Origin of the sequence: Catellatospora paridis (genome assembly GCF_009720365.1) — a bacterium.
In the GTDB taxonomy this organism is placed as follows: Bacteria; Actinomycetota; Actinomycetes; order Mycobacteriales; family Micromonosporaceae; genus Catellatospora; species Catellatospora paridis.
The window spans coordinates 541,524-562,849 of record NZ_ML769313.1 but is presented as its reverse complement, the minus strand read 5'-3'; the positions used below and the strand labels follow the sequence as shown (position 1 = coordinate 562,849).

Below are 21,326 nucleotides of genomic sequence, written 5' to 3'. Positions count from 1 at the left end.
CATGATCGCCGAACTTGCCAGGCACCCGTGCGAATCAACGTGCAAGATACGCACAGGTGCCTGGCAATTCGGATGACCTTGGACGGGCGGTGGCGCGGTCAGGCCGCGGCCGCCTCCATGCGTTCGCGCAGGGTGCGCGGGCGCAGGTCGGTCCAGTGGGTCTCGACGTAGGCCAGGCACGCCTCGCGGGTGTCCTCGCCGAATACGGTGCGCCAGCCCGTCGGGACGGCCGCGAACGCCGGCCACAGCGAGTGCTGGTCCTCGTCGTTGACGAGCACGAGGTAGCGGCCGTCGGCGTCTTCGAACGGGTTGGTCATTACTTCATCTCCTGAACATCGGTGCCGGCCGGGGCCGGCGGGAACTCTGCGAGCGGGGCGAGCCCCGACAGGGTCGTTGCGGGCGACGCCACCGCCGCGGTGAGCACGCCCACCAGGTCGGCCGCGATCCGCTGCGCGGTTGACCGATCGAAGCGGGCCGTGGCGTACTCCAGCTCCACGTGCACCGGGCTGTCCCCGGCGGGCTCGTAGAAGCTGACGGTCAGCTCGGCGCGCACGGTGCCGGTCGGGATCTGGTCGAAGCGCAGCGCGCCGTCGCCCAGGCTCGCCTCCTCGTGGTGCACCACCATCACCCGCGGCCCGTCCAGCCCCGGCGCGACGGCGTCGAGCACGGCCGCGAACGGCACGTCCTGGTGGTCGAGCGCGGCCAGGTCGGTCGCCCGGACCCGGTCGAGCAGCGCGCCGAACGTCGGGTCGCCGGAGGTGTCGGTGCGCATGACCACGGTGTTGTAGAAGCACCCGGCCAGGTCGGCCAGCGCCTCCTCGGTCCGGCCGGCGACCAGGCTGCCGACGGGCAGGTCCATGCCGCAGCCGTACCCGGTGAGCAGGGTCGCGAACGCGGCCTGCACCACCATGAACATGCTGGTGCCGGTGCGGCGGGCCAGCTCGTCGACGCCGCGGTGCAGGTCGGCGTCGAGCAGGAACTCGACCGTCTCGCCGCGCCGCGACACGACCCCGTCGCGGGCACGGTCGGCGGGCAGGTCCAGGTCGGGCATCCCCGCCAGGGTCTGGCTCCAGTACGCCAGCTGCCGCGCGTGCCGGCTCGCCGGGTCCTGCGGGTCACCCAGCAGGGTGTACGCCCACCGGGTGTAGTCGGCGTAGTCGACCGGCAGCGGCTGCCAGTCCGGGGCCGCTCCCCGCTGCCGGGCCTGGTAGGCAGTGGCGAGGTCTCGCATCAGCGGGACGACCGACCACTCGTCCACGCCCAGGTGGTGCGTCGTGAGCAGGAGCGCGCGCTGCGGCGTGCCGTGTTCGTCGGCACCGATGACCAGGCGGGCCCGCAGCGGCGCTTGCCCGGTCAGGTCGACGGTCTCCCCGGCCAGCGCGTCCAGCCGCTGGGCCAGCGGGGTGCCGTCGTCGGCGACCGGTTCGAGCACCCGCTCGCCCAGCACGCAGCGCAGCGTGCCGTCGGAGCCGGTCACGGTGTGCAGCGGCTGGTGCCGGGTGACCACATCCCGCAGTGCCGCCTCCAGCGCCACCACGTCCAGCTCGGACGCGGGCACCGCGAACGCGATGTCCCAGCCGGGCCGGTCCACGGCCCGGTGCAGCCGCCACGGGTGCAGCTGCACCGGCGCGAGCCGATCGGCGAGCCCACCCGTGCCGCCCTGGCCGGTTTCGGCCACGGCCTCGCCGATGACACCGATGTCGGCGGTGGCCGCACCGAGCACGTCGGTGTCGGCCGATGCGGTGCGGACCAACTGCGGCCGGTCCTCCGCGACAGCCCGGTCGAGGCGTTCGGCCAGTTCGGCGACGGTAGGGGCGTCGAAGACGTCCCGGATCGCGAGGTCGGCGCCCAGGGCGGTGCGCACGCGGCCGATCAGGCGCATCGAGGCCATGGAGTGGCCGCCGAGGTGGAAGAAATTGTCGTGGATGCCGACCTCGGGCAGGCCGAGGACCTCCGCGAACAGTTCCGCCAGCTGATGCTGTCGGGCGGTGACCGGCTTGGCGTCACCGGCCAGCGAGCCCCAGTCCGGCGCGGGCAGCGCCCGGCGGTCGACCTTGCCGTTCGGGTTGACCGGCAGCGGCCCGTCGAGCACCACGACCAGCGAAGGCACCATGTACTCGGGCAGCACCGCGCCGACGTGGGCGCGCAGCACGGCCGGGTCGGCGGGGCCGTCCGGGGACACGTACGCGACAAGTCTGGTCGTGTCGCCGGTGCGGTCGGCGACCACGGCGGCCTGGCGGACCGTGTCGTGCCCGGCAAGCACGGCCTCGATCTCGCCCGGCTCGATCCGGAAGCCGCGGATCTTCACCTGGTTGTCGGACCGGCCCAGGAAGTCGATGTTGCCGTCGGCCTGCCAGCGGGCCCGGTCACCGGTGCGGTACATGCGCGCCCCCGGCCCGGCGAACGGGTCGGCGACGAAGCGCTGCGCGGACAGCCCCGGCTTGCCGAGGTAGCCGCGGGCCAGGCCGCGACCGCCGACGTACAGCTCGCCGACGACGCCGACCGGCACCGGCCGCAGCCGCTCGTCGAGGATGTAGGTCAGGGTGTTCGGGTCGGGGCGGCCGATCGGCACCGGCGCGTCCCACTCGGGCACGGCCCGCCACAGGGTCGAGTTGACCGTGGCCTCGGTGAGGCCGTACGCGGCGAACAGTTTCAGGTGCCCGGCCCAGCGGTTGATCAGGCCGGCCGGCACCGTCTCCGTGCCGACCAGCACGCACAGCCCCTCGGGCAGGTCGGCGTCGGGCGGCAGGATGGAGACCAGGGACGGCGGCAGGATCGCGTGGGTGACCCCGTGGGCGTACAGCAGCTCGGACAGCGCCGCGCCCGGCGTACGGGCCTCGTCGGGCGTGATGACCAGCGCGGCCCCGGTGCACAGCGCCATCGACACCTCGAACGCGAACACGTCGAAGCCGATCGAGGCGAACTGCAGCACCCGGCTGTCCGCGGTGACGCCCATCGGGTCGACCGCGGTCTCGACGAGGCTGCCGATGCCCTCGTGCGACACCGTCACACCCTTGGGGCGGCCGGTGGAGCCGGAGGTGTAGATGACGTACGCGGCGTGGTCCAGGCCCTTCGGTGCGGGCAGCACCGGGCGAACCGGGGTCACCTCGGTGATGTCGTCGAGCACCAGCACCGGCGCGGCCGTCTCGGGCAGCAGCCCCTTGGCCTTGCCGGTGGTCACCACCAGCGCCGCGCCGGAGTCCTCAATCATGTACGCGAGGCGGTCGGCCGGGTGGTTGAGGTCCAGCGGCAGGAACGCGGCGCCCAGCCGGTTGACGGCGAGCACGGTCACGATGGTCTCCAGCGAGCGGGGCACGGCGACGCCGACCACGCTCTCGGGGCGTACGCCCTGGTGGGCCAGGACCCGGGCGAGCCGCCCGGCGCGGGCGGCCAGCTCCACGTAGGACACCTCGCGCTCGCCGTCGATGACCGCGACGGCCTCCGGGGCCCGGGCCACCCGCAGCGCGAACGCCTCGGGCAGGGTCAGCTCGGCCACCGGCCGCGCGGTCGCGTTGAACCCGCGCAGCACCTGGTCGAACTCGCCGTCGACGAACAGGTCCAGGTCCGCCAGCGGCTGGTCCGGAGTGGCGCAGACCGCCTCGGCCAGCCGCGCCAGCCGCCGCCCGAGCAGCTCCACGGTGTCCCGGTCGAACAGCGCACTGCGGTAGGTGAGCAGGCACTCCAGCTCACCGTCGGCACCGTCGAGCAGCTCCACGACCAGGTCGAACCGGGCGGTCGTGGTGTCCAGCGGCTCGTCGGTGACCTCCAGCCCGGCCAGGCCGGACCAGTCGCCGGTGTGGTTGCGGTGCACGACCATCACCTGGAACAGCGGGTTGCGGCCCGGTGAGCGGGCCGGGTTGACCGCCTCCACGACCGCGTCGAATGGCACGTCGGCGTTCGCGAACGCGGCCAGGTCGATCTCCCGTACCCGGGCCAGCAGTTCGGTGAACGACGGCGTTCCGGTCAGGTCGGTGCGCAGCACCAGCGTGTTGACGAAGAACCCGACGAGGTCGTCCAGGCCCTCCTCGCCCCGGCCCGCGATCGGCGCGCCCAGCGGCAGGTCGTCGCCCGCGCCGACGCGGTGCAGCAGCGCCGCGGTCAGCGCGTGCGCGGCCATGAACATGCTCGCGCCGGACCGGGCGGCCAGCTCGTGCAGGCCGGTGGCGACGGTTGCGGGCAGGCTCAACGTGACCGAGCTGCCACGGGCGTCCGGCACCGCCGGGCGGGCCCGGTCGGTGGGCAGGGTCAGCTCCTCCGGTGCCCCGGCCAGGGCCTTCGTCCAGTACGCGAGCTGCTTGGCGGCGAGGCTGTCCGCGTCGGAGGGATCGCCGAGCAGGTCGCGCTGCCAGAGCGTGTAGTCGGCATACTGCACCGGCAGCGGCGTCCAGTCCGGGGCGTGCCCGGCGATGCGGGCCTCGTAGGCGGTGGCCAGGTCGCGCAGGAACGGGCCGTCGGACCACTCGTCGGTAGCGATGTGGTGCAGCAGCAGCGCCAGCACGTGCTCGTCCGGCCCGGCCTCGATCAGCGTGCCGCGCAGCGGCAGCTCACTGCCCAGGTCGAACGGCCGCGCGAGCACGGCGTCGATCAGCTGTGTCACGAGCGACGCAGCGGCCGGCGCCGCGTCCCGCCGAGTTCCGGCCTCGCCGGTCGCGGACTCCCCGCGACCGTCCATGTCGGCGGCGACGGGCAGCCCGCTCCGGGCGACATCGGCAGCCGTGACGAGGTCCAGCGCCGGCCGGGCCTGGTCGGTGGGCAGGATGTGCTGGTGCGGCTCACCTTCGACCGCGGTGAACACGGTGCGCAGTGACTCGTGCCGGGAGACCACGTCGTGCAGCGCGTCGTGCAGCGCGGCCCGGTCCACCGGGCCGCGCAGGCGCACGACCAGCGGGAAGTTGTACGCCGCCGACGGACCGGCAAGCTGGTCCAGCAGCCACAGCCGCTGTTGCGCGGCCGACAGAGGCAGGACGCCCTCGCGGGGACGGGCGACCAGTTCGGCCCGCGCGGTCGAGGCCGCCGGGTCGATCCGGGCGGCCAGCTGCGCCACCGTCGGAGCCTCGAACAGGTCCCGGATGGACAGCTGCGCCCCGAGCGCGGTGCGGGCCCGGCTGACCAGGCGGATCGCGAGCAGCGAGTGGCCGCCCAGGTCGAAGAAGCTGTCCTCGACGCCGACCGCGGGCAGGCCCAGCAGCTGCGCGAACAGCTCGCACAGCGTCTGCTCGGCGGGCGTGGCCGGTGGGCGGCTCGCCGCGCCGGTGACCACGGTCGCCTTCGGCAGGGCGCGTACGTCGAGCTTGCCGTTGACGGTCAGCGGCAGCCGCTCCACGGCCATCAGGGCCGCGGGCACCATGTAGTCGGGCAGCGTGCGCTTGAGGTGCTCGCGCAGCGCGGGCAGCACGACCTCGTCGGCTCCGTCCCAGCCGGGGCCGCGTACGACGTAACCGGCCAGCCGCTTCGCCCCGTCGCCGGAGCTGTCCACGATCACCGCCGCGTGCGCGACGGCGGGGTGGGTGCCGAGCGCCGACTCGATCTCGCCCAGCTCGACCCGGTACCCGCGGATCTTCACCTGGTCGTCGGTGCGGCCGAGGAAGTCGATGTTCCCGTCCGCGCGGCGGCGCACCAGGTCACCGGTGCGGTACATACGCTCGCCCGGTGCGCCGAACGGGTCGGCGACGAAGCGCTCGGCGGTCAGGTCCGGGCGCAGATGGTAGCCGCGGGCCAGGCCGATACCGGCGATGTACAGCTCACCGGGCGAACCGGGCGGCACCTCGCGCAGCATCGCGTCGAGCACGTAGGCGCGGGTGTTCCAGATCGGCGCGCCGACGGTCGGGGTGTCGCTGTCGAGGGTGCCGCCGCCGAGGGTGTTGATGGTGTACTCGGTCGGCCCGTACAGGTTGTAGCCCAGCGTGCCGGGGGTGTCGCGCAGCGCGGCCCAGACCGCGTCGGAGACGGCCTCGCCACCGAGCAGCACCAGCGGCGGCCGGTGCCGGCCCGGCCCGTCGGCCAGCAGCCCCTCCTCGATCAGGTGCTGGGCATAGGTCGGGGTCACGTTGACGACGTCGATGCCGTGCCGGTCGCAGTAGGCCACCAGCGCGGGCGCGTCGCGGCGCAGCTGTTCGTCGCAGACGTGCACCTCGTGGCCTTCGACCAGCCAGAGCAGTTCCTCCCACGACATGTCGAAGGCGAACGACACCGTGTGCGCGACCTTCAGGCGGCGTCCGCCCGCGGCCTCGATCACCGGGTTGAAGATCGCTTCCCGGTGGTTGAGCTGCATGTTCGTCAAGCCGCGGTACGCCGTCACGACGCCCTTCGGCCGGCCCGTCGACCCCGACGTGAAGATCAGGTAAGCGGGGTGGTCCAACCGCCCCGCCACTCCCGGCGCGAACAGCGGCCGCTCCGCGTCGGCCAGGTCCCCGCCGGCGTAGGCGGCCAGCTCGGCGCGGGTGTCCGCGTCGTCCAGCAGCACCAGGTTCGCCAGGCCGCCGGGCAGCCGGTCGGCGACCGTTGAGGTGCTGAGCACACACATCGGCGCGGTGTCTTCGATCATGAAGCCGAGTCGTTCGGCGGGCAGGTCCAGTTCCAGCGGCAGGTACGCCGCACCGGTGCGTAGCACCGCGAACAGCGCCACCACCATGTCCACGGTGCGCGGCAGGGCCAGGCCCACCACGGTCTCCGGGCCCGCGCCCCGCGACAGCAGCAGCCGCGCCATCCGGTTGATCCGCGCGTCGAACTCGGCGTAGGTCAGCGTCAGCGCCCCGTCGACCAGCGCGGTCACGTCCGGGGTCCGGCCCGCCTGCTCGGCGAGCAGGTCCGCGACGGTCAGCTCACCGATGTCGTGCGCGGTGCGCGCCCACTCGGCGGTCTGCGTGGCACGCTCGCCCGCCAGCAACAGATCCAGCTCCCGCACCGGTGCGTCCACGTCGGACACGAGCCGGTCCAGCACCGCCAGCAGCCGGTCCAGCACCGCCTGGGCAGCCGGGCCGTCCACGATGTCAGTCCGGTGGTCCAGCGCGACCCGGATGGCCCGCTGCGGCGTCACCACCAGCGTCAACGGGTAGTGCGTGGCGTCGACGCCGTCGACGGCCTCGATGCCGTGCCGCGCGCGCAGGTCGGCGCTGCCGTCCTCGTCCACGAAGTTCTGCAGCACGTAGAGGGTGTCGAACAGGGTCGCGTGCCCGCTGTCGCGCTGCACCTGGCCCAGGCCGACATGGTCGTACGGCATCAGCGTCAGGCGCTGCTCCTGCACCCTGGCCAGCAGGTCGCCGACCCGCTCGCCAGGCGCCGGTGCGATCCGCATCGCGACGGTGTTCAGGAACAGGCCGATGACGTCCTCGACCCCTTCGACCTCGCTGTGCCGTCCGGCGACGGTCATGCCGAACACGGCGTCCGCGCGGCCGGTCAGCGCGCCCAAGGTCAGGCCCCATGCGCTGGTCAGCACCGTGTTCAGGGTCAGCCCTCGCGCCCGCGCCACCTGGCGAACCCGGTCGCTGATCTCCTCGGCCAGCACGGCCTCGACGCGCTGCGGCACGGCCGGCGCCGGGGTGCGGTCCGCCGGGCCGATCAGCGTCGGCTCGGCCAGCCCCGCCAGCGCCTCCCGCCACGCCGCCGCGGCCTCCTGCTCGTCCTGCGCGCCCAGCCACGCCAGGTGATCGCGGTACGAGCCCGGCACCGGCAGCCCTGTCGCGTCGCCGTCCCGCTCGTACAGGGTGAACAGCTGCTCGACGAAGAGCTCCTCGGACCAGCCGTCCCACAGGATCAGGTGGTGCGTGATGACGAGGCGGTCCCGGCCGCTCGGCATCCGGATCAGCAGCATCCGGCACAGCGGCGGCCGGGCCAGGTCGAACCGGGCGACCCGGTCCGCGGCCATCAACTCGGCGGTACGCGCCGCGGCCTGCTCCTCGCTCAGGTCCGCGAGGTCGGCCTCGGTGAGCGGCAGGTCCAACCCGTCGGCGACGAACTGCGCCGGGCGGGACAGGCCCTCGCTGGTGAAACCCGCCCGCATCGCCGTGTTGCGGGCCAGCAGCGCCCGGCCCGCCCGCCGCAGCCGGTCGGCGTCGACCCGGTAGCCGAGGTCGAACGCGTCCTGTCCGGTGTAGACGTCCAGCGTCGCCGTGTCATAGCTGGCGTGAAAGAACAACCCCTCCTGCAGCGGCGACAACGGCCACACATCCGACACCGGCCCAGGGCTGACCTCCGCCAGCCGCCCCATCTCCTCCGCTGTCAGCTCCAACAGCGGCCGTGGACGGTCCGCGCCTGCAGTTTCGGGGAAACTGCAGGAAAGCGGTCCGTCATTCGTGCTGTTTCCCTGCAACTGCACGTCGCCGGCGGCGGTCGCCAGTGCGATCAGGGCGTCGTGCCAGAGGGTGGCGAGGTCGGCGATGTCGGTGTCGGTGAGGGTGTTGGGGGGCCAGGTCCAGTTGGTGGTGAGGGTGGTGCCGTGGGGGCCCTCGGCGGCCACGACGTCGAGTTGGAGCAGGTGGGTTGCGGGCAGGCCGCCGTTGACCGGGGTGATCGCGGCGGACTCCGGGGCGGGTGACCACGGCGCGCCGGTCGCCGCCGGGAAGCGGCCGAAGTAGTTGAACAGCACTTGCGGCGTGGCCAGGCGGGCCAGCAGCGGCGCGGTCTGCGCGTTGAGGTGGCGCAGCATGCCGTGGCCGATGCCGCCGTCGGGCACCGCCCGCACCCGCTCGCCGACGGCCGCGATCAGCGCGGCCGGGTCGGCGTCGGCGACCGGCAGCCGGACCGGCTGCACGCTGGTGAACCAGCCGACGGTACGGGACAGGTCCAGGTCAGGTTCCACCTGCTCACGCCCGTGGCGCTCCACGTCGACGAGCAGCTCGCCGGCCACCCGGCCGCGCCTGGCCTGCCAGCCGCCCACCGCCGTGGCCAGCGCGGCCAGCAGCCCGTCGGTGATCTCGCCACCGAGTGCGGGCACCGCCGCCAGCAGCGACGCGGTCACGTCCGCGGGCAGCGTCGTGATCCGGCTGGCGACGGCGTCGGCTGCGGTCACGCCCGGCAGCAGGTCCGCGCCGGGGGCGAGGGTCCGCGCCCAATGCTCCAGTTCGGCCAGGCGCTGCGGCTGCTGGGCCTGGGCCGTGACGGCCTGCCCGAACCTGCGCAGTGAGGTGTCCACGGGCGGCAGTGCCGCGGCGGCGCCCGAGGTGGCCGTCTGCCAGGCGGTGGCCAGATCCTCGAAGAGGATGCGCCAGGACACGCCGTCGACGGCGAGGTGATGCACGGCCAGCAGGAGGCGGCCCGGACGGTCGCCCGCATCGAACCAGACCGCGCGCAGCATCGTGCCCGCGTCGGGGTCGAGCAGCGCGGTGGCCGTCGCGGCGTGCTCGGTCAGCAGGCCGGGCAGCGCGCCTTCGTCCACGCCGGACACGTCCACGCGGACCAGCAGGTTGGTCGCGGTCAGCGTGTCGGCGGCCTCGGTGCGCAGCGTCCACAGCACGGACGCGATGCGTTGCAGCCGCAGTCGCAGTCCGTCGTGGTGGTCGAGCACCGTCTGCAGCGTCGCGGCGATGGACCTCTGGTCCGCCCCGGCGGGGGTGACCAGCAGCATGGGCATCGTGAACCGGCCGATCGCCGCGCCGGTGTCACGCAGCCAGTGCACGATCGGCAGCAGCGCCACGTCGCCGACGCCGTCCCCCGCGGTCCCCGCCGCCGTGGCGGCCATGTCGGTATGCGGCCGCAGCACGGATGTTGTGGCCACCTCAGTTGTGCTGTGCAGCGGCGGCTGGACACCTGCCGCGGCGGCGACTTCGACCAGGCGGCGCGGGGTGCGGGCGGCGAGCACGTCGCGTGGGCTGACCGGCAGCCCGGCCCGGCGGGCGCGGCTGGACACGCCGATGGACAGGATGCTGTCGCCGCCGAGGGCGAAGAAGTCGTCGTCCGGCCCGACCGCCGCGATCCCGAGGACCGCCCCGACGATCTCGCAGAGCACCGCGACCGGTCCGGTCACGGCCGCGCCGGTGATCGTCGGAGTTGCCTGGCACTCGTGCGTATCTTGGGCGTGCTTTCGCCCACATGCCTGGCAAGTCGGGTGATCGAGGGACGCCGGCCTCGGCGAGGTCGGGGCGGGCAGGGCGGCGCGGTCGAGTTTGCCGCTGGAGGTGCGCGGGAGGGCGTCGAGCACCACGAACGCGGCCGGGACCAGGGCCGGGGGCAGCGCGGACATGGCCGCGTCGCGCAGGGCGGCCGGGTCGAGCACGCGTCCGGCGGCCGGGACCGCGTAGGCGACGAGCTGGACACCGGGGCCGTCGGCGCGGGCGATCACGGCGGCCTGGACGACGTCGGGACGGCTGGTCAGCCACGACTCGACGTCGGCCGGGTCGATGCGTACACCCCGGATCTTGATCTCGTGGTCGGTGCGGGCAAGGTAGGTCAGCGTGCCGGCGGCGTCGCGGACGACCAGGTCGCCGGTGCGGTACATGCGCTCGCCGGGTGCGCCGGCCGGGTCCGCGACGAACCGCGACGCGGTCAGCGCGGCGCGGCCGAGGTAGCCGCGGGCCAGCTGCGTGCCGGAGACGTACAGCTCGCCGGGGACACCGACGGGCACCGGGCGCAGGCAGTCGTCGAGTACGTGCAGGCCGGTGTCGGCGACCGGGCCGCCGATCGGCACGGCCGCGCCGTGCTCGCCGTCGGCGGGCCACCAGGTGACCTGAACGGCAGTCTCGGTGGGGCCGTAGAAGTTGTCCAGGCGGGTGCCGGTCGCCTGGGCCCAGCGCCGGGCCAGGTCACCGGTCAGCGCCTCGCCGCCGCAGGAGACCCAGCGCAGGTCATGGGCCCACGAGCGGTCGGCGAGCACGTCGTCGGCGAGCAGGAACGCCTCCACCATGGACGGCACGAACGTCGTGGCGCTGACCCGCTGGGCGCGCATGAGCGCGGCCAGCTCGGCGGGGTCGTGCTGCGCGCCGGGCTCCGGCAGCACGACCGCCGCACCGGCGGTCAGCGGCCAGAACAGCTCCCACACCGAGGTGTCGAAGGTGGCCGGGGCGAGCTGCAGCATCCGGTCGGCGGCGTGCAGCCCGAAGGTGCGCTGCGACCACTCCAGCTGGTTGCCGATCGCCCGGTGGGTGACCAGCACGCCCTTGGGCCGCCCGGTGGAGCCGGAGGTGTAGATGACGTACGCGGGGTGCTCGGGGTCGACGGCGACGGGTGTGCCCGCGGTCTCGCCGGTCCCGGCGAGCACATAGGACAGTCCGGCGCGCCGGGGCAGGCGGGACAGCAGGTCGGGGGTGGTCACCACGGTGGTGACCCCGGCGTCGGCGAGCACGGCGTCCAGGTTCGGCTGCGTGGGGTCGACCGGCAGGTACGCGGCTCCGGCGTACAGCACGCCGAGCATGGCCGTGACCTGGCGGGCCGAGCGCGGCAGCGCGACGGCGACGACGTGCTCCGGCCCTGCGCCCCGGGCGGTCAGGCGCGCTGCCAGCGCCGCGGCACGACCGGCCAGCTGGCCGTAGGTGAGCTGCTCGTCGGCCGCGATGACGGCGACCGCGTGCGGGGTGCGGGTCGCCTGCGCGGCGACCAGCGCGGCCAGGCCCAGCCCGCTCGCGGCGGCGGGTTCGCCGCGCAGCGGCTCGGGCGCGCCGCCGAGGTCGACGGCGCCAGCGGCCAGGTCCGGCCTGGTCAGCACGGCGTCGAGCAGCGCGGGCAGCCCGGTGCGCAGCCGTGCCAGGGTCGCCGCGGGGAGGCGGGCCGGGTCGTACTCGATGACCAGCGAGAGCCCTTCGCCCGGGGTGGCGAGCAGGCTGACCGGGTAGTGCGTGGCCTCGCGGTAGGACACGTCCGCGACCCGGACCGTGCCGGAGGCGTCGCGCAGGTCGCCGCCGGCGGGCAGGTTCTCCACGGTGACGAGGCTGTCGAACAGCTCACCGCCGCCCGCGAGGCGGGTGATCGCGGTCAGGCCCAGGTGCTGGTGGTCGAGCAGGGCGGTCTGCGACTGCGCGAGCCGGGACAGGATCTCGCGCAGCGGCTCGTGCGGAGCCCAGCTCACCCGGACCGGCACGGTGTTGATGAACAGCCCGATCATCGACTCGACGCAGGGGGTGTCGCCGTCGCGGCCGGACACGGTGCTGCCGAACAGCACGTCCCGGCGTCCGGTCAGGCGGCCGAGCAGCAGGCCCCAGACGCCGTACAGCAGGGTGCTCGCGGTCACGCCGTGCGCCCGTGCGGCGGCGGCCAGCCGCGCGCCGGTGCCGTCGGCGACGGCGACCTCCACCTGACGCGCCTGGGCGGCCGCGTCCGTGGCCGCGGGAGCCGATCCCGTGCGCGCCTGCTCGGCCTGCGGAACGGATGCCGGCACGGGCGAGGCCCCGGACTCCTGCACGACGAGCGTCGGGCCGTCCACGCCGGACAGCGCCGTACGCCACGCACCCTCGGCCGCCGCCTGGTCGCGGGCCGCCAGGCGGCCCAGGTGCTCGCGGTAGGGCGTCACGGCGGGCAGCCGGACCGCGACGTCGCCGGTCGTGTACAGCGCCATCAGCTCGCGCAGCGCGACCGTCGCCGACCAGCCGTCGGTGACGATGTGGTGGTGCGTGAAGACCAGCGTGTGCCGGTCGTCGCCGTGGTCGACCAGCAGGTGGCGCACCAGCGGCGCGACGGCCGGGTCGAACGCGGCGTCCTTCTCGTCTGCGAGCAGGTGCGCGAACAGCTCCGCGGCCGCCGGGGCTTCCATCCGCGACAGGTCCACCTGCCGCCACGGCGCGACGGCCGCCGTGGAGATCGCCTGGACGAGGCGGCCGTCGGCCAGCTCGTGGAACGACGCGCGCAGCGGCGCGTGCCGGGCGACGATCGCGTCGACGGCGCGGCGGACCGCGTCGGCGTCGACCGGCCCGTGCAGCTCCACGACCTGCTGCACCTGGTAGCTGCCGTCCCCGGTGTACGCGTGGAACAGCAGCCCCTCCTGCAGCGGGGACAGCGGCAGCACGTCGTCGAGCCCCGGCACCAGGGCAGCGAGCCCGTCGACGTCGGCCTGGCACAGCTCGACCAGCGGGAAGTCCGACGGGGTGTGCCCGCCCGCGCCCGGCGCGGCGGCGGCCTCGGCCAGCTCGCCGAGCGCGGCGAACCAGCCCTCGGCCAGCTCGCGCACCGCGTCCTCGCTCAGCAGCTCGGCCGGGTACGCCCAGGTGACCCCGAGCGCCGGCCCGTCCGGGCCCTCCTGCGCGAACGCGTTGACCTCCAGCGTGTACGGGGCGACCGGCATCGCGGCGTCGTACCCGCCGGCCAGCATGCCGACGCCGGGCAGCGCGGTGAAGTCGCCGGCTTCGTCAACGCCGAAGCGGCCCAGGTAGTTGAAGCTGAGCTGCGGTTGCGGCAGGGCGGCCAGCAGCGGGGCGGTCTCCGGGTTCAGGTGCCGCAGCAGGCCGTAGCCGATGCCGTGGTCGGGCAGGGCGCGCAGCCGCTCCTTGACGTGCTTGAGCGCCGCGCCGAGGTCGTCGGGGTCGGGGCCGAGGTCCAGCCGCACCGGGAAGATGCTGGTGAACCAGCCCAGGGTGCGGGACAGGTCGGCACCGGGCACGACCTCCTCCTCGCGCCCGTGGCCTTCGAGGGCCACCAGCACCGGCGGGGTCGCGGTGTTCCGGGCGGCACGCCACCGGGTGACGGCCGTGGCGAGCGCGGTGAGCAGCACGTCGTTGACGCCTGCGTGCCACGTGGCGGGCACGGTGGTCAGCAGCGGTGCGGTCGCGGCGGCGGGCAGGTGCAGGGTGAGGTGGCGCACCGAGGCCAGGTCGCCGACCGGGTCGAGGGCGCGGTGTGACAGCGCCGGGTCGTCGCCGGTGAGCATGCCGGTCCACAGGTCCAGTTCGGCGAGCCGGTCTTCGGCGGCGGCCGTGAGCTGCTGCGCCCAGGTGCGCAGCGGGGTGCCGACCGGGGCGACGCGGGGCAGGCGTCCCGCGGCGGCGTCGGCGTACGCGGCGGCGAGGTCGGGCAGCAGGATGCGCCAGGTGACGCCATCCACGATCAGGTGGTGCAGCATGACCAGCAGGTGTCCGGGCCGGTCGGCCCCGGCGTCGAGCCATACCGCCTGGAACATCACGCCACCGGCCGGGTCGAGCCGCTGCCCGGCCTCGTGCGCGGCCGCGTCGAGTCGCTCGTGGAGCGTGTCAGCCGATGGTGCGCCGCTCGGTTGACCGTGGGTGCCGTGGTCGGCGGCGGGCCGGATCGTGTCGGCGGGCTCGCCCGTGGCGGAGCTGACTGACCGCAGGCCGGTCGGCTCGAGTACGGCGGTCAGGTCGACGCGGTGCAGGTGCCCGGCTGCGGCGACGGCACCGGGCGCGGCGACGACGAGTCGCCCTGCCTGGCCTGGGGCGGCCCGGTCCAGTCGGGAGCGCAGCACGTCGTGGCGGTCGGTGACCGCCTGCAGGGCTGCGGCCAGGGTCTCGCGGGTCGCGCGGGCGGGCACGCGAACGGCGAGCCACTGGCTGAAGGCGTCGATCTCGCCACCGCAGCCGTCCAGCCAGGACATGATCGGCGTCAGGGGCAGCTCGCCGACCCCGGCGAGCGGGTCGTCGGCGCGGGCCGGGTCGGCGGCGACCGCGACCAGGGCCAGCCGGGCGACGGTGCGCTGCTCGAAGACCTGCCGCGGGGTGACCGTCAGCCCGGCACGGCGGGCCGCGATGACGAGCTGGATGGACACGATGCTGTCGCCGCCGAGGGCGAAGAAGTCGTCGTCGACGCCGACGCCGGTCAGGCCCAGCACGTGGTCGTAGAGGTCGCACAGCAGCTGCTCGCGGGCGTCGCGGGCGGCCTGCCCACCGGTCAGCGCGGTGAAGTCGGGCGCGGGCAGCGCGGCCCGGTCCAGCTTGCCGCTGGTCGTCACGGGCAGCCGGTCCAGCACGACCACGGCCGCGGGCACCATGTGCTCGGGCAGGAAGCCCTGGGCGTACGCCCGCACCTCCGCCGGCGCCACGGCCTGCCCGTCGCGGGCCACCACGTACGCCACGAGCCGGGTGTCGCCGGGCCGGTCCTGGCGGACCACCGCCACGGCCTGCCCGACGGTCTCGTGCTGCAGCAGCACCGACTCGACCTCGCCCAGTTCCACCCGGTACCCGCGGATCTTCACCTGGTCGTCGGTGCGGCCGGTGAAGTCCAGGCGGCCGTCGGGCTGCCAGCGCACCAGGTCACCGGTGCGGTAGAGGCGCTCGCCGGGCGCGCCGAACGGGTCGGCGACGAACCGGGTCGCGGTCAGGCCGGGCCGGTTGAGGTAGCCGCGGGCCAGGCCGGGCCCGCCAAGGTAGAGCTCTCCCAGCTCGCCGACGGGCACCGGGCGCAGCTCGGCGTCGAGCACGTAGCAGCGGGTGCCCGGGTCGGGCACGCCGATCGGCACGCTGGCCAGCGGGTCCATGTCGGGGTCGCACAGGCCCAGCGTCGAGTTCACGGTCGCCTCGGTGGGGCCGTACGCGTTGAACATCTCGCGGCCGCGGGCGAAGCGCGCCACCAGCGCGGTCGAGATGCGCTCGGTGCCCGCCAGCAGGGTCGCGCCCTCGGGCAGGTCGCAGCCCTCCGGCAGGGCGGCCAGCAGTGCCGGGGGCAGGATCATGAAGGTGATGCCGTGGGCGCGGGCGTATTCGGTCAACTCCGGTCCGGGCACGCGGCGCTCGGCGGGCACCACGACCAGCCGCGCTCCGGTCAGCAGACCTAGGCACAGGTCGAAGAAGGCGACGTCGAAGCTGGGCGACGCGAACTGCAGCACCCGGCTCTCCGGCCCGACGCCGAGCCGCTCGGTAGCCGTGGCCAGCAGCTTCACCACACCGGCATGGGACACCACGACACCCTTGGGCCGCCCGGTCGAGCCCGACGTGTAGATCACGTACGCCGCGCCGAGCGGGCTCAGCGGCCCTCCGCGCTCCTCATCGGAGGGCGTCGTCTCGGGTGACGCGGACAGTTCGGCCTGCAGGCAGACATCGTCGAGCAGCAGCACCGGCACGGCCGACCCCTGCGTCGGGTCCGGCACGGCGGTCGCCGGGTCGGCCTGCCCCGGCAGGACAGCGGCGAGGTCGACGGTCGTGACCAGGCACACCGGGCGCGCGTCGTCGACCATGTACGCGATGCGGTCGGCCGGGTAGTCGGGGTCGAGCGGCAGGTAGGCCGCGCCGGCCTTGAGCACGGCCACCTGCGCGACGATCATCTCCGCGGAGCGGGGCAGGCACAGGCCCACCACCCGCTCCGGGCCCGCGCCGCGCGCGATCAGCGCGTGCGCGAGGCGGTTCGCGGCCGCGTCGAGCTGGCCGTAGGTGAGGCTGGTCTGCTCGTACACCAGCGCGATCTCGTCGCGCCGCCCGGCGACCTGGTCGGTGAACAGCTCCGGCCAGGTCGCCGGCGGTTGCCCGCAAGCGGTGTCGTTCCACGCCACGAGGATGCGGTGCAGCTCCTCGTCCGATACGGGCTGGGACACGGTCTCGGTCACGGGGAGACACCTTTCGGGGGCGGTACGGGTGGCGCGTTTGGTAACGGTGGGACGGGCTCAGCCGAGCAGTGGGGCCAGCTGGTCCAGCGCGTACGGGATGCTCAGCACCGTGCTGAAGGACAGCGCGGCGCCCAGTGGCGGCGTCTCGTACGGCAGGAACACGGCCCGGTTCTCCTTGGCGACCTTGAGCGTGGTGTAGACCTTGTCGGCCTTGACGGTCGTCTCGGTGGACGCATCGGCGGTGAGAAAGACGAGCTTGTCCACGTCGATCAGGTCGAGCCGCTCGGAGCCGATCTCCGCGGCGTACTCCTTGCCGGCCGCCTTGACGATGGCCTCCGGCACGGTGAAGCCGAGCTGCGTCAGCAGCACGACCTTCGGGTCACTCGGCGCGAACACGGCGTACTTGCCGGGCTCGTACGGCTCGACCACGGCCACGGTCTTGCCCGTGAACTGCGGGTTCTTGGCCTTGAGGTCGGCCAGCCGCTTGTCGATCGCGGCGATCAGCTCGGCGGCCTTGGCGGGCTGCCCGAGCGCCCGGCCGGCGTGCATGGTCATCTCCTGCCACGGCGCGCTGTAGTCGTCGTAGCCCTTGACCTGCGCCACGGTCGGCGCGATCTGGGTGAGCTTGGTGTACTGGTCCTGGCTCATGCCGGAGTACATACCGATGATCAGGTCGGGGTTCAGCGCCGCGATCTTCTCGAGGTTGTACTCGTCGCGCTCGCCGACGACCTCGGGGGCCTTGCTGCCCCACAGCGGCTGCGCCCACGGCCACTTGCCGTAGGGGCGCTCGCCGAACCAGTCGATGGAGCCGACCGGCACCACGCCGAGGGCGAGCACCGGGTCCTGGTCGCTGAGCCCGAGGGTGACCACGCGGGTCGGGGCCTTGTCGATGACGGTGTCGCCGTACTTGTGGGAGACGGTGACGGGGAAGGTTGCGCCCTGAGCTGCGGAACCGCTCGGCGCGGGCGTCGCGGCCGGGTCACCGCCGCAGGCGGTGAGGGCCAGCGCGGCCACCGCGAGCGCTGCGGTCATACGGCCGGTGACCGACCACAGACGACGTGCGCGCGGAGGGCCGGCGTGCTTCGGCAGGGTGGACATGACTTCCCCTCGACGTGGGTGGGCAACTGAGGGGATGGTAAAGTAAGGCTAACCTAATTTCAAGATTCACGGCATTTGCCCAGCTCATGCCCTGTCGTGCAGTAAGGCAAGCCTCACCTTAAGATGGCCGCCATGAGGTCGAAGTGACCCCCGCTCCCCCGCCACCCGCCCCGCTGCGCCGCGCCATCGCCTACCTGCCCGCCGCGGCGCTGCTGCTGGCCGTGCTGTGCCTGCTCTCGCTGACCTTCGGCAGCCGCGCCGTCCCCATCGGACAGGTCGCCGAAGCGCTGTTCGACCGCGCCCGTGTCGACCCGCAGATCGAGGCGATCGTGTGGCACGTGCGCCTGCCGCGCACCGCCACCGGGCTGCTCGTCGGCGCGGCGCTCGGCCTGGCCGGCGCGCTGATGCAGGGCCTGACCCGCAACCCGCTCGCCGACCCCGGCCTGCTCGGGGTCAGCGCCGGGGCCTCGTTCGCCATCGTGCTCGCGGTCGCGGCGTTCGGCGCGAGCACCGCACCCACCAACCTCATCTGGTACGCGTTCGCCGGCGCGCTCGCCGGCGCGGTCAGCGTCCACCTGCTCGGCGGCCTCGGCCGCGGCGGCGCGACCCCGGTCAAGACCGCACTCGCCGGGATCGCGGTGACGTTCCTGCTCGGCTCCTTCACCAGCGCCCTCGTGCTGCAGAACCCGCTCGCACTGGACCGGTTCCGGTTCTGGGCGGCCGGATCCCTCACCTCCGCCGACGCAGGCACGCTGTGGCAGGTGACTCCGCTGCTGGCCGCTGCGGCGGTGCTCGCCCTGGCCACCGCACCCGCCCTCAACAGCCTCGCCCTGGGCGAGGACGTCGCCGCGGCGCTGGGCCGCCGGGTCGGCCTGATCCGCCTGCGCGCGACCCTGGCCATCACCGTGCTGGCCGGCACCGCCGTCGCGCTGGCCGGGCCGATCGTCTTCATCGGACTGGTCACCCCGCACCTGGCCCGCATGGTCACCGGCCCCGACCACCGGCGCATCCTCGCGCTGACCCTGCTCGGCGCGCCGAGCCTGCTGATCGCCGCCGACGTGCTCGGCCGCGTCGTCGCCCGCCCCGAGGAGATCCAGGCCGGCATCGTCGTGGCGTTCCTCGGCGGGCCGTTCTTCATCGCGCTGGCCCGCCGCCGACGCCTGGCCGAGATGTGAGCACCGTGACCGCCACCGCCGTCGAGGACCGGCCGCGCACGCTCCGGCCGGCGGTACTGGGCCTGCCCCTGCGTCCGCGCCTGGTCGTCATGTGCGTCGGCACCGCGCTCGCCGCATTCGGCGTGTTCTGCCTCGGGCTGGCGCTCGGCGACTACCCCGTGCCGCTGGTCGACGTGGTCCCGGCGCTGTGGCGCTCCGGCGCACGCGGCACCGTCTTCGTCGTCCACGAGGTGCGGCTGCCCCGCGCGCTCACCGGCGTGCTGGTCGGCGCGGCGTTCGCGGCCTCCGGCGCGGTGCTGCAGGCGATCACCCGCAACGCCCTGGCCAGCCCCGACATGGTCGGCATCAACGCCGGGGCCACCACCGCGGTCGTAGCCGGGATCGTGCTCGGCTTCGGCGACACCCTCGGCACGCCCACCCTGGGCCTGGCCGGCGGGCTGCTCGGCGCGCTCGCCGTGTACCTGCTGGCCTGGCGGCGGGGCAGCACCGGGTTCCGGATCGTGCTGGTCGGCATCGGCGTGTCCTGGATGTGCACCAGCGCCACCGACTACCTGCTCACCCGGGCCAAGATGCACCAGGCGCAGGAGGCGGTCGGCTGGCTGGTCGGCAACCTCAACGGGCGCGGCTGGGAGGCCGTACGCCCGCTGGGTGTCGCCGTCGCGGTGCTGCTGCCCGCGGCCCTGCTGCTGGCCGGCTGGAACCGCAACCTGCAGCTCGGCGACGACGTCGCCCGCGGCCTCGGCACCCCCGTGCAGCTCGCCCGCGGCCTGCTGCTGCTGGTCAGCGTCGCGCTGGTGTCGTTCGCCACCGCGGCGGCCGGGCCGGTGCTGTTCGTGTCGCTGGCCGCGCCGCAGATCGCCCAGCGCCTGGCCAGGCTGTCCGCGCCGCCGGTCCTGCTGTCCGCGCTGACCGGCGTCCTGCTGGTGTCCGGCAGCGACCTGCTGGCCCGGCACCTGCTCCCCGACACGGACCTGCCGGTCGGGGTGGTGACCGGCGCCATCGGCGCCGGGTTCCTGCTCCGGCTCCTGGTCCGCTCCAACCGCGCCGGCAGCGGAGGCTGACGTGACCTCTTCGTTCCCGCCACCGCCCGCAGGCGGCCCTGTCCACCAAGGAGGTCCGGTGACGCTCCGGGCCGAGAGCCTGACCCTCGCCTACGACGACCGGACCGTCGTGTCCGGTCTCGACCTGCAGATCCCCGAGGGCCGGGTCACGGTCGTCGTCGGGGCCAACGCCTGCGGCAAGTCGACCCTGCTGCGCGCGCTCGCCCGGCTGATGCGCCCCGCGCACGGCGCGGTGCTGCTCGACGGGCGGGCCATCCACGCGCTGCCGACCAGGCAGGTCGCGCGGCAGGTGGGCATCCTGCCGCAGACTCCCGCCGCCCCGGAGGGCATCAGTGTGCTCGACCTGGTCGGCCGGGGCCGCTCGCCGCACCAGACCTGGTGGCGGCAGTGGTCCGCCGCCGACGAGGAGGCCGTCGCCGCGGCGCTGGCCGCCACCGGCATGACCGACCTCGCCCACCGGCCCGTCGACGAGCTGTCCGGTGGGCAGCGGCAGCGGGCCTGGATCGCGATGGCCGTCGCCCAGCAGACCCCGGTGCTGCTGCTCGACGAGCCCACGACCTACCTGGACCTGGCCCATCAGGTCGACGTGCTGGACCTGGTCACCGACCTGAACCGGCGCGACGGCCGCACCGTGGTGATGGTGCTGCACGATCTCAACCAGGCCTGCCGGTATGCCGACCATCTCGTGGTGATGCGCGACGGGCGGATCGCGGCCGAGGGCGACCCGGCCACGGTGGTGACGGCGGAGCTGGTCACCGAGGTGTTCGGGCTGGGCTGCCAGGTGGTGCCCGACCCCGTCACCGCCACCCCGATGGTCATCCCGCTGAGCCGCCACCACTCCGCCCGGGCCGTCACGGCGTGATGCGCGGCGGCGGACCTGCGGGCACCTCGTCTCCACTGCCCGCGTCTGCGCTGCCGAACGAAGCCGGCCTGAGGCCGACCGCCGTACGGGTACCGGTGCCCGCCGACCCGGCAGCGCCGCGGTCACGCACGGCGGTGCCCTGGACGGCGGCGGACACGGCCGCACGGTCGCCGTGGGCGGCCGGCCACAGGGCCGCCATGATCAGCAGACCGGACAGCGACAGCAGGTCCAGTGACACGGGCGGCGCGACGATGCCGACGAGCAGGACGGCGGGGCTCCACCACGGCAGCCGCCGGGCGCGGGCCGCCAGGATCGTCAGCACCAGCAGGCCGACGAAGAACAGCTGCGGCCCCACCTGGTAGACGACCAGGTCGACGCCCGGGATGTCGCCGAAGTCACCGGACAGCGCCTGCATGCCGGCCTTGTCCTCGGCCCGCAGCGCGAACCAGATGTCGGCTCCGAACTGAACCGTCGAGGCCGCGAGGCCGAACAGCGTCACGGCGACCGTGCCGGACCGCCACGGACCGCGGGGCATCAGTCCGCCCAGGTGCAGGACCCCCGGCACGAACAGGAGCACACCGGCGAGGGCGAGCAGGTGCGCGGCCTGCCAGTCCAGGCCCGGCCCGTAGACGCCGTCGGACTTGCCGATGATGCGGACGAGCCCGTAGGCGGCGAGCAGGAGCGGCGCGGCGAGCAGCGCGATGGCGGCAGGTTTCTTCACT

Annotated in this window: 7 protein-coding genes; 3 read left to right on the top strand and 4 right to left on the bottom strand. The window is 74.3% G+C overall.

Annotation, left to right across the window (positions count from 1 at the left end; genetic code table 11):
* Nucleotides 1-98 precede the first annotated feature (98 nt).
* Genes F9C41_RS07355 through F9C41_RS07345 form a run of 3 tightly spaced genes read right to left on the bottom strand, consistent with a single transcriptional unit; the run spans nt 99 to nt 17,506 of the window.
* The gene (locus tag F9C41_RS07355; protein ID WP_155385883.1) at nt 99-317 is read right to left on the bottom strand and encodes an MbtH family protein; all 219 of its coding nucleotides are present in this window, start codon (nt 315-317) and stop codon (nt 99-101) included.
* Nucleotides 317-16,408 (bottom strand): non-ribosomal peptide synthetase, encoded by a 16,092-nt coding sequence (locus F9C41_RS07350; RefSeq protein ID WP_155385882.1) that lies wholly within the window; start codon nt 16,406-16,408, stop codon nt 317-319. The genes F9C41_RS07355 and F9C41_RS07350 overlap by 1 nt, the downstream gene beginning before the upstream one ends.
* Before the next feature lie 57 nt (nt 16,409-16,465).
* Nucleotides 16,466-17,506, bottom strand: coding sequence for an iron-siderophore ABC transporter substrate-binding protein (locus F9C41_RS07345; RefSeq protein WP_155385881.1), 1,041 nt, complete (start codon nt 17,504-17,506; stop codon nt 16,466-16,468).
* Between the two features lie 143 nt (nt 17,507-17,649).
* Between F9C41_RS07345 and F9C41_RS07340 the strand changes: the two genes are divergently transcribed.
* From F9C41_RS07340 to F9C41_RS07330, 3 genes are read left to right on the top strand one after another with little or no spacing between them, the layout of a single operon-like run.
* A complete protein-coding gene (locus F9C41_RS07340; RefSeq protein ID WP_155385880.1) occupies nt 17,650-18,681 on the top strand; it encodes a FecCD family ABC transporter permease in 1,032 nt (343 codons plus the stop codon).
* 5 nt (nt 18,682-18,686) lie between these two features.
* A complete protein-coding gene (locus F9C41_RS07335; protein WP_230689393.1) occupies nt 18,687-19,742 on the top strand; it encodes a FecCD family ABC transporter permease in 1,056 nt (351 codons plus the stop codon).
* A 58-nt stretch (nt 19,743-19,800) separates the two neighbouring features.
* Nucleotides 19,801-20,604 (top strand): ABC transporter ATP-binding protein, encoded by an 804-nt coding sequence (locus F9C41_RS07330; RefSeq protein WP_230689392.1) that lies wholly within the window; start codon nt 19,801-19,803, stop codon nt 20,602-20,604.
* Here F9C41_RS07330 and F9C41_RS07325 read toward each other — a convergent pair.
* On the bottom strand, nt 20,594-21,325 hold the full coding sequence (locus F9C41_RS07325; protein ID WP_155385878.1) for a hypothetical protein: 732 nt from the start codon (nt 21,323-21,325) through the stop codon (nt 20,594-20,596). The genes F9C41_RS07330 and F9C41_RS07325 overlap by 11 nt on opposite strands.
* Nucleotide 21,326: the final 1 nt, after the last annotated feature.

Excerpts from the sequence above, each read along its gene's own strand:
- F9C41_RS07355 (WP_155385883.1), bottom strand. The coding sequence starts at position 317 with ATGACCAACCCGTTCGAAGACGCCGACGGCCGCTACCTCGTGCTCGTC.
- F9C41_RS07345 (WP_155385881.1), bottom strand. The coding sequence starts at position 17,506 with ATGTCCACCCTGCCGAAGCACGCCGGCCCTCCGCGCGCACGTCGTCTG.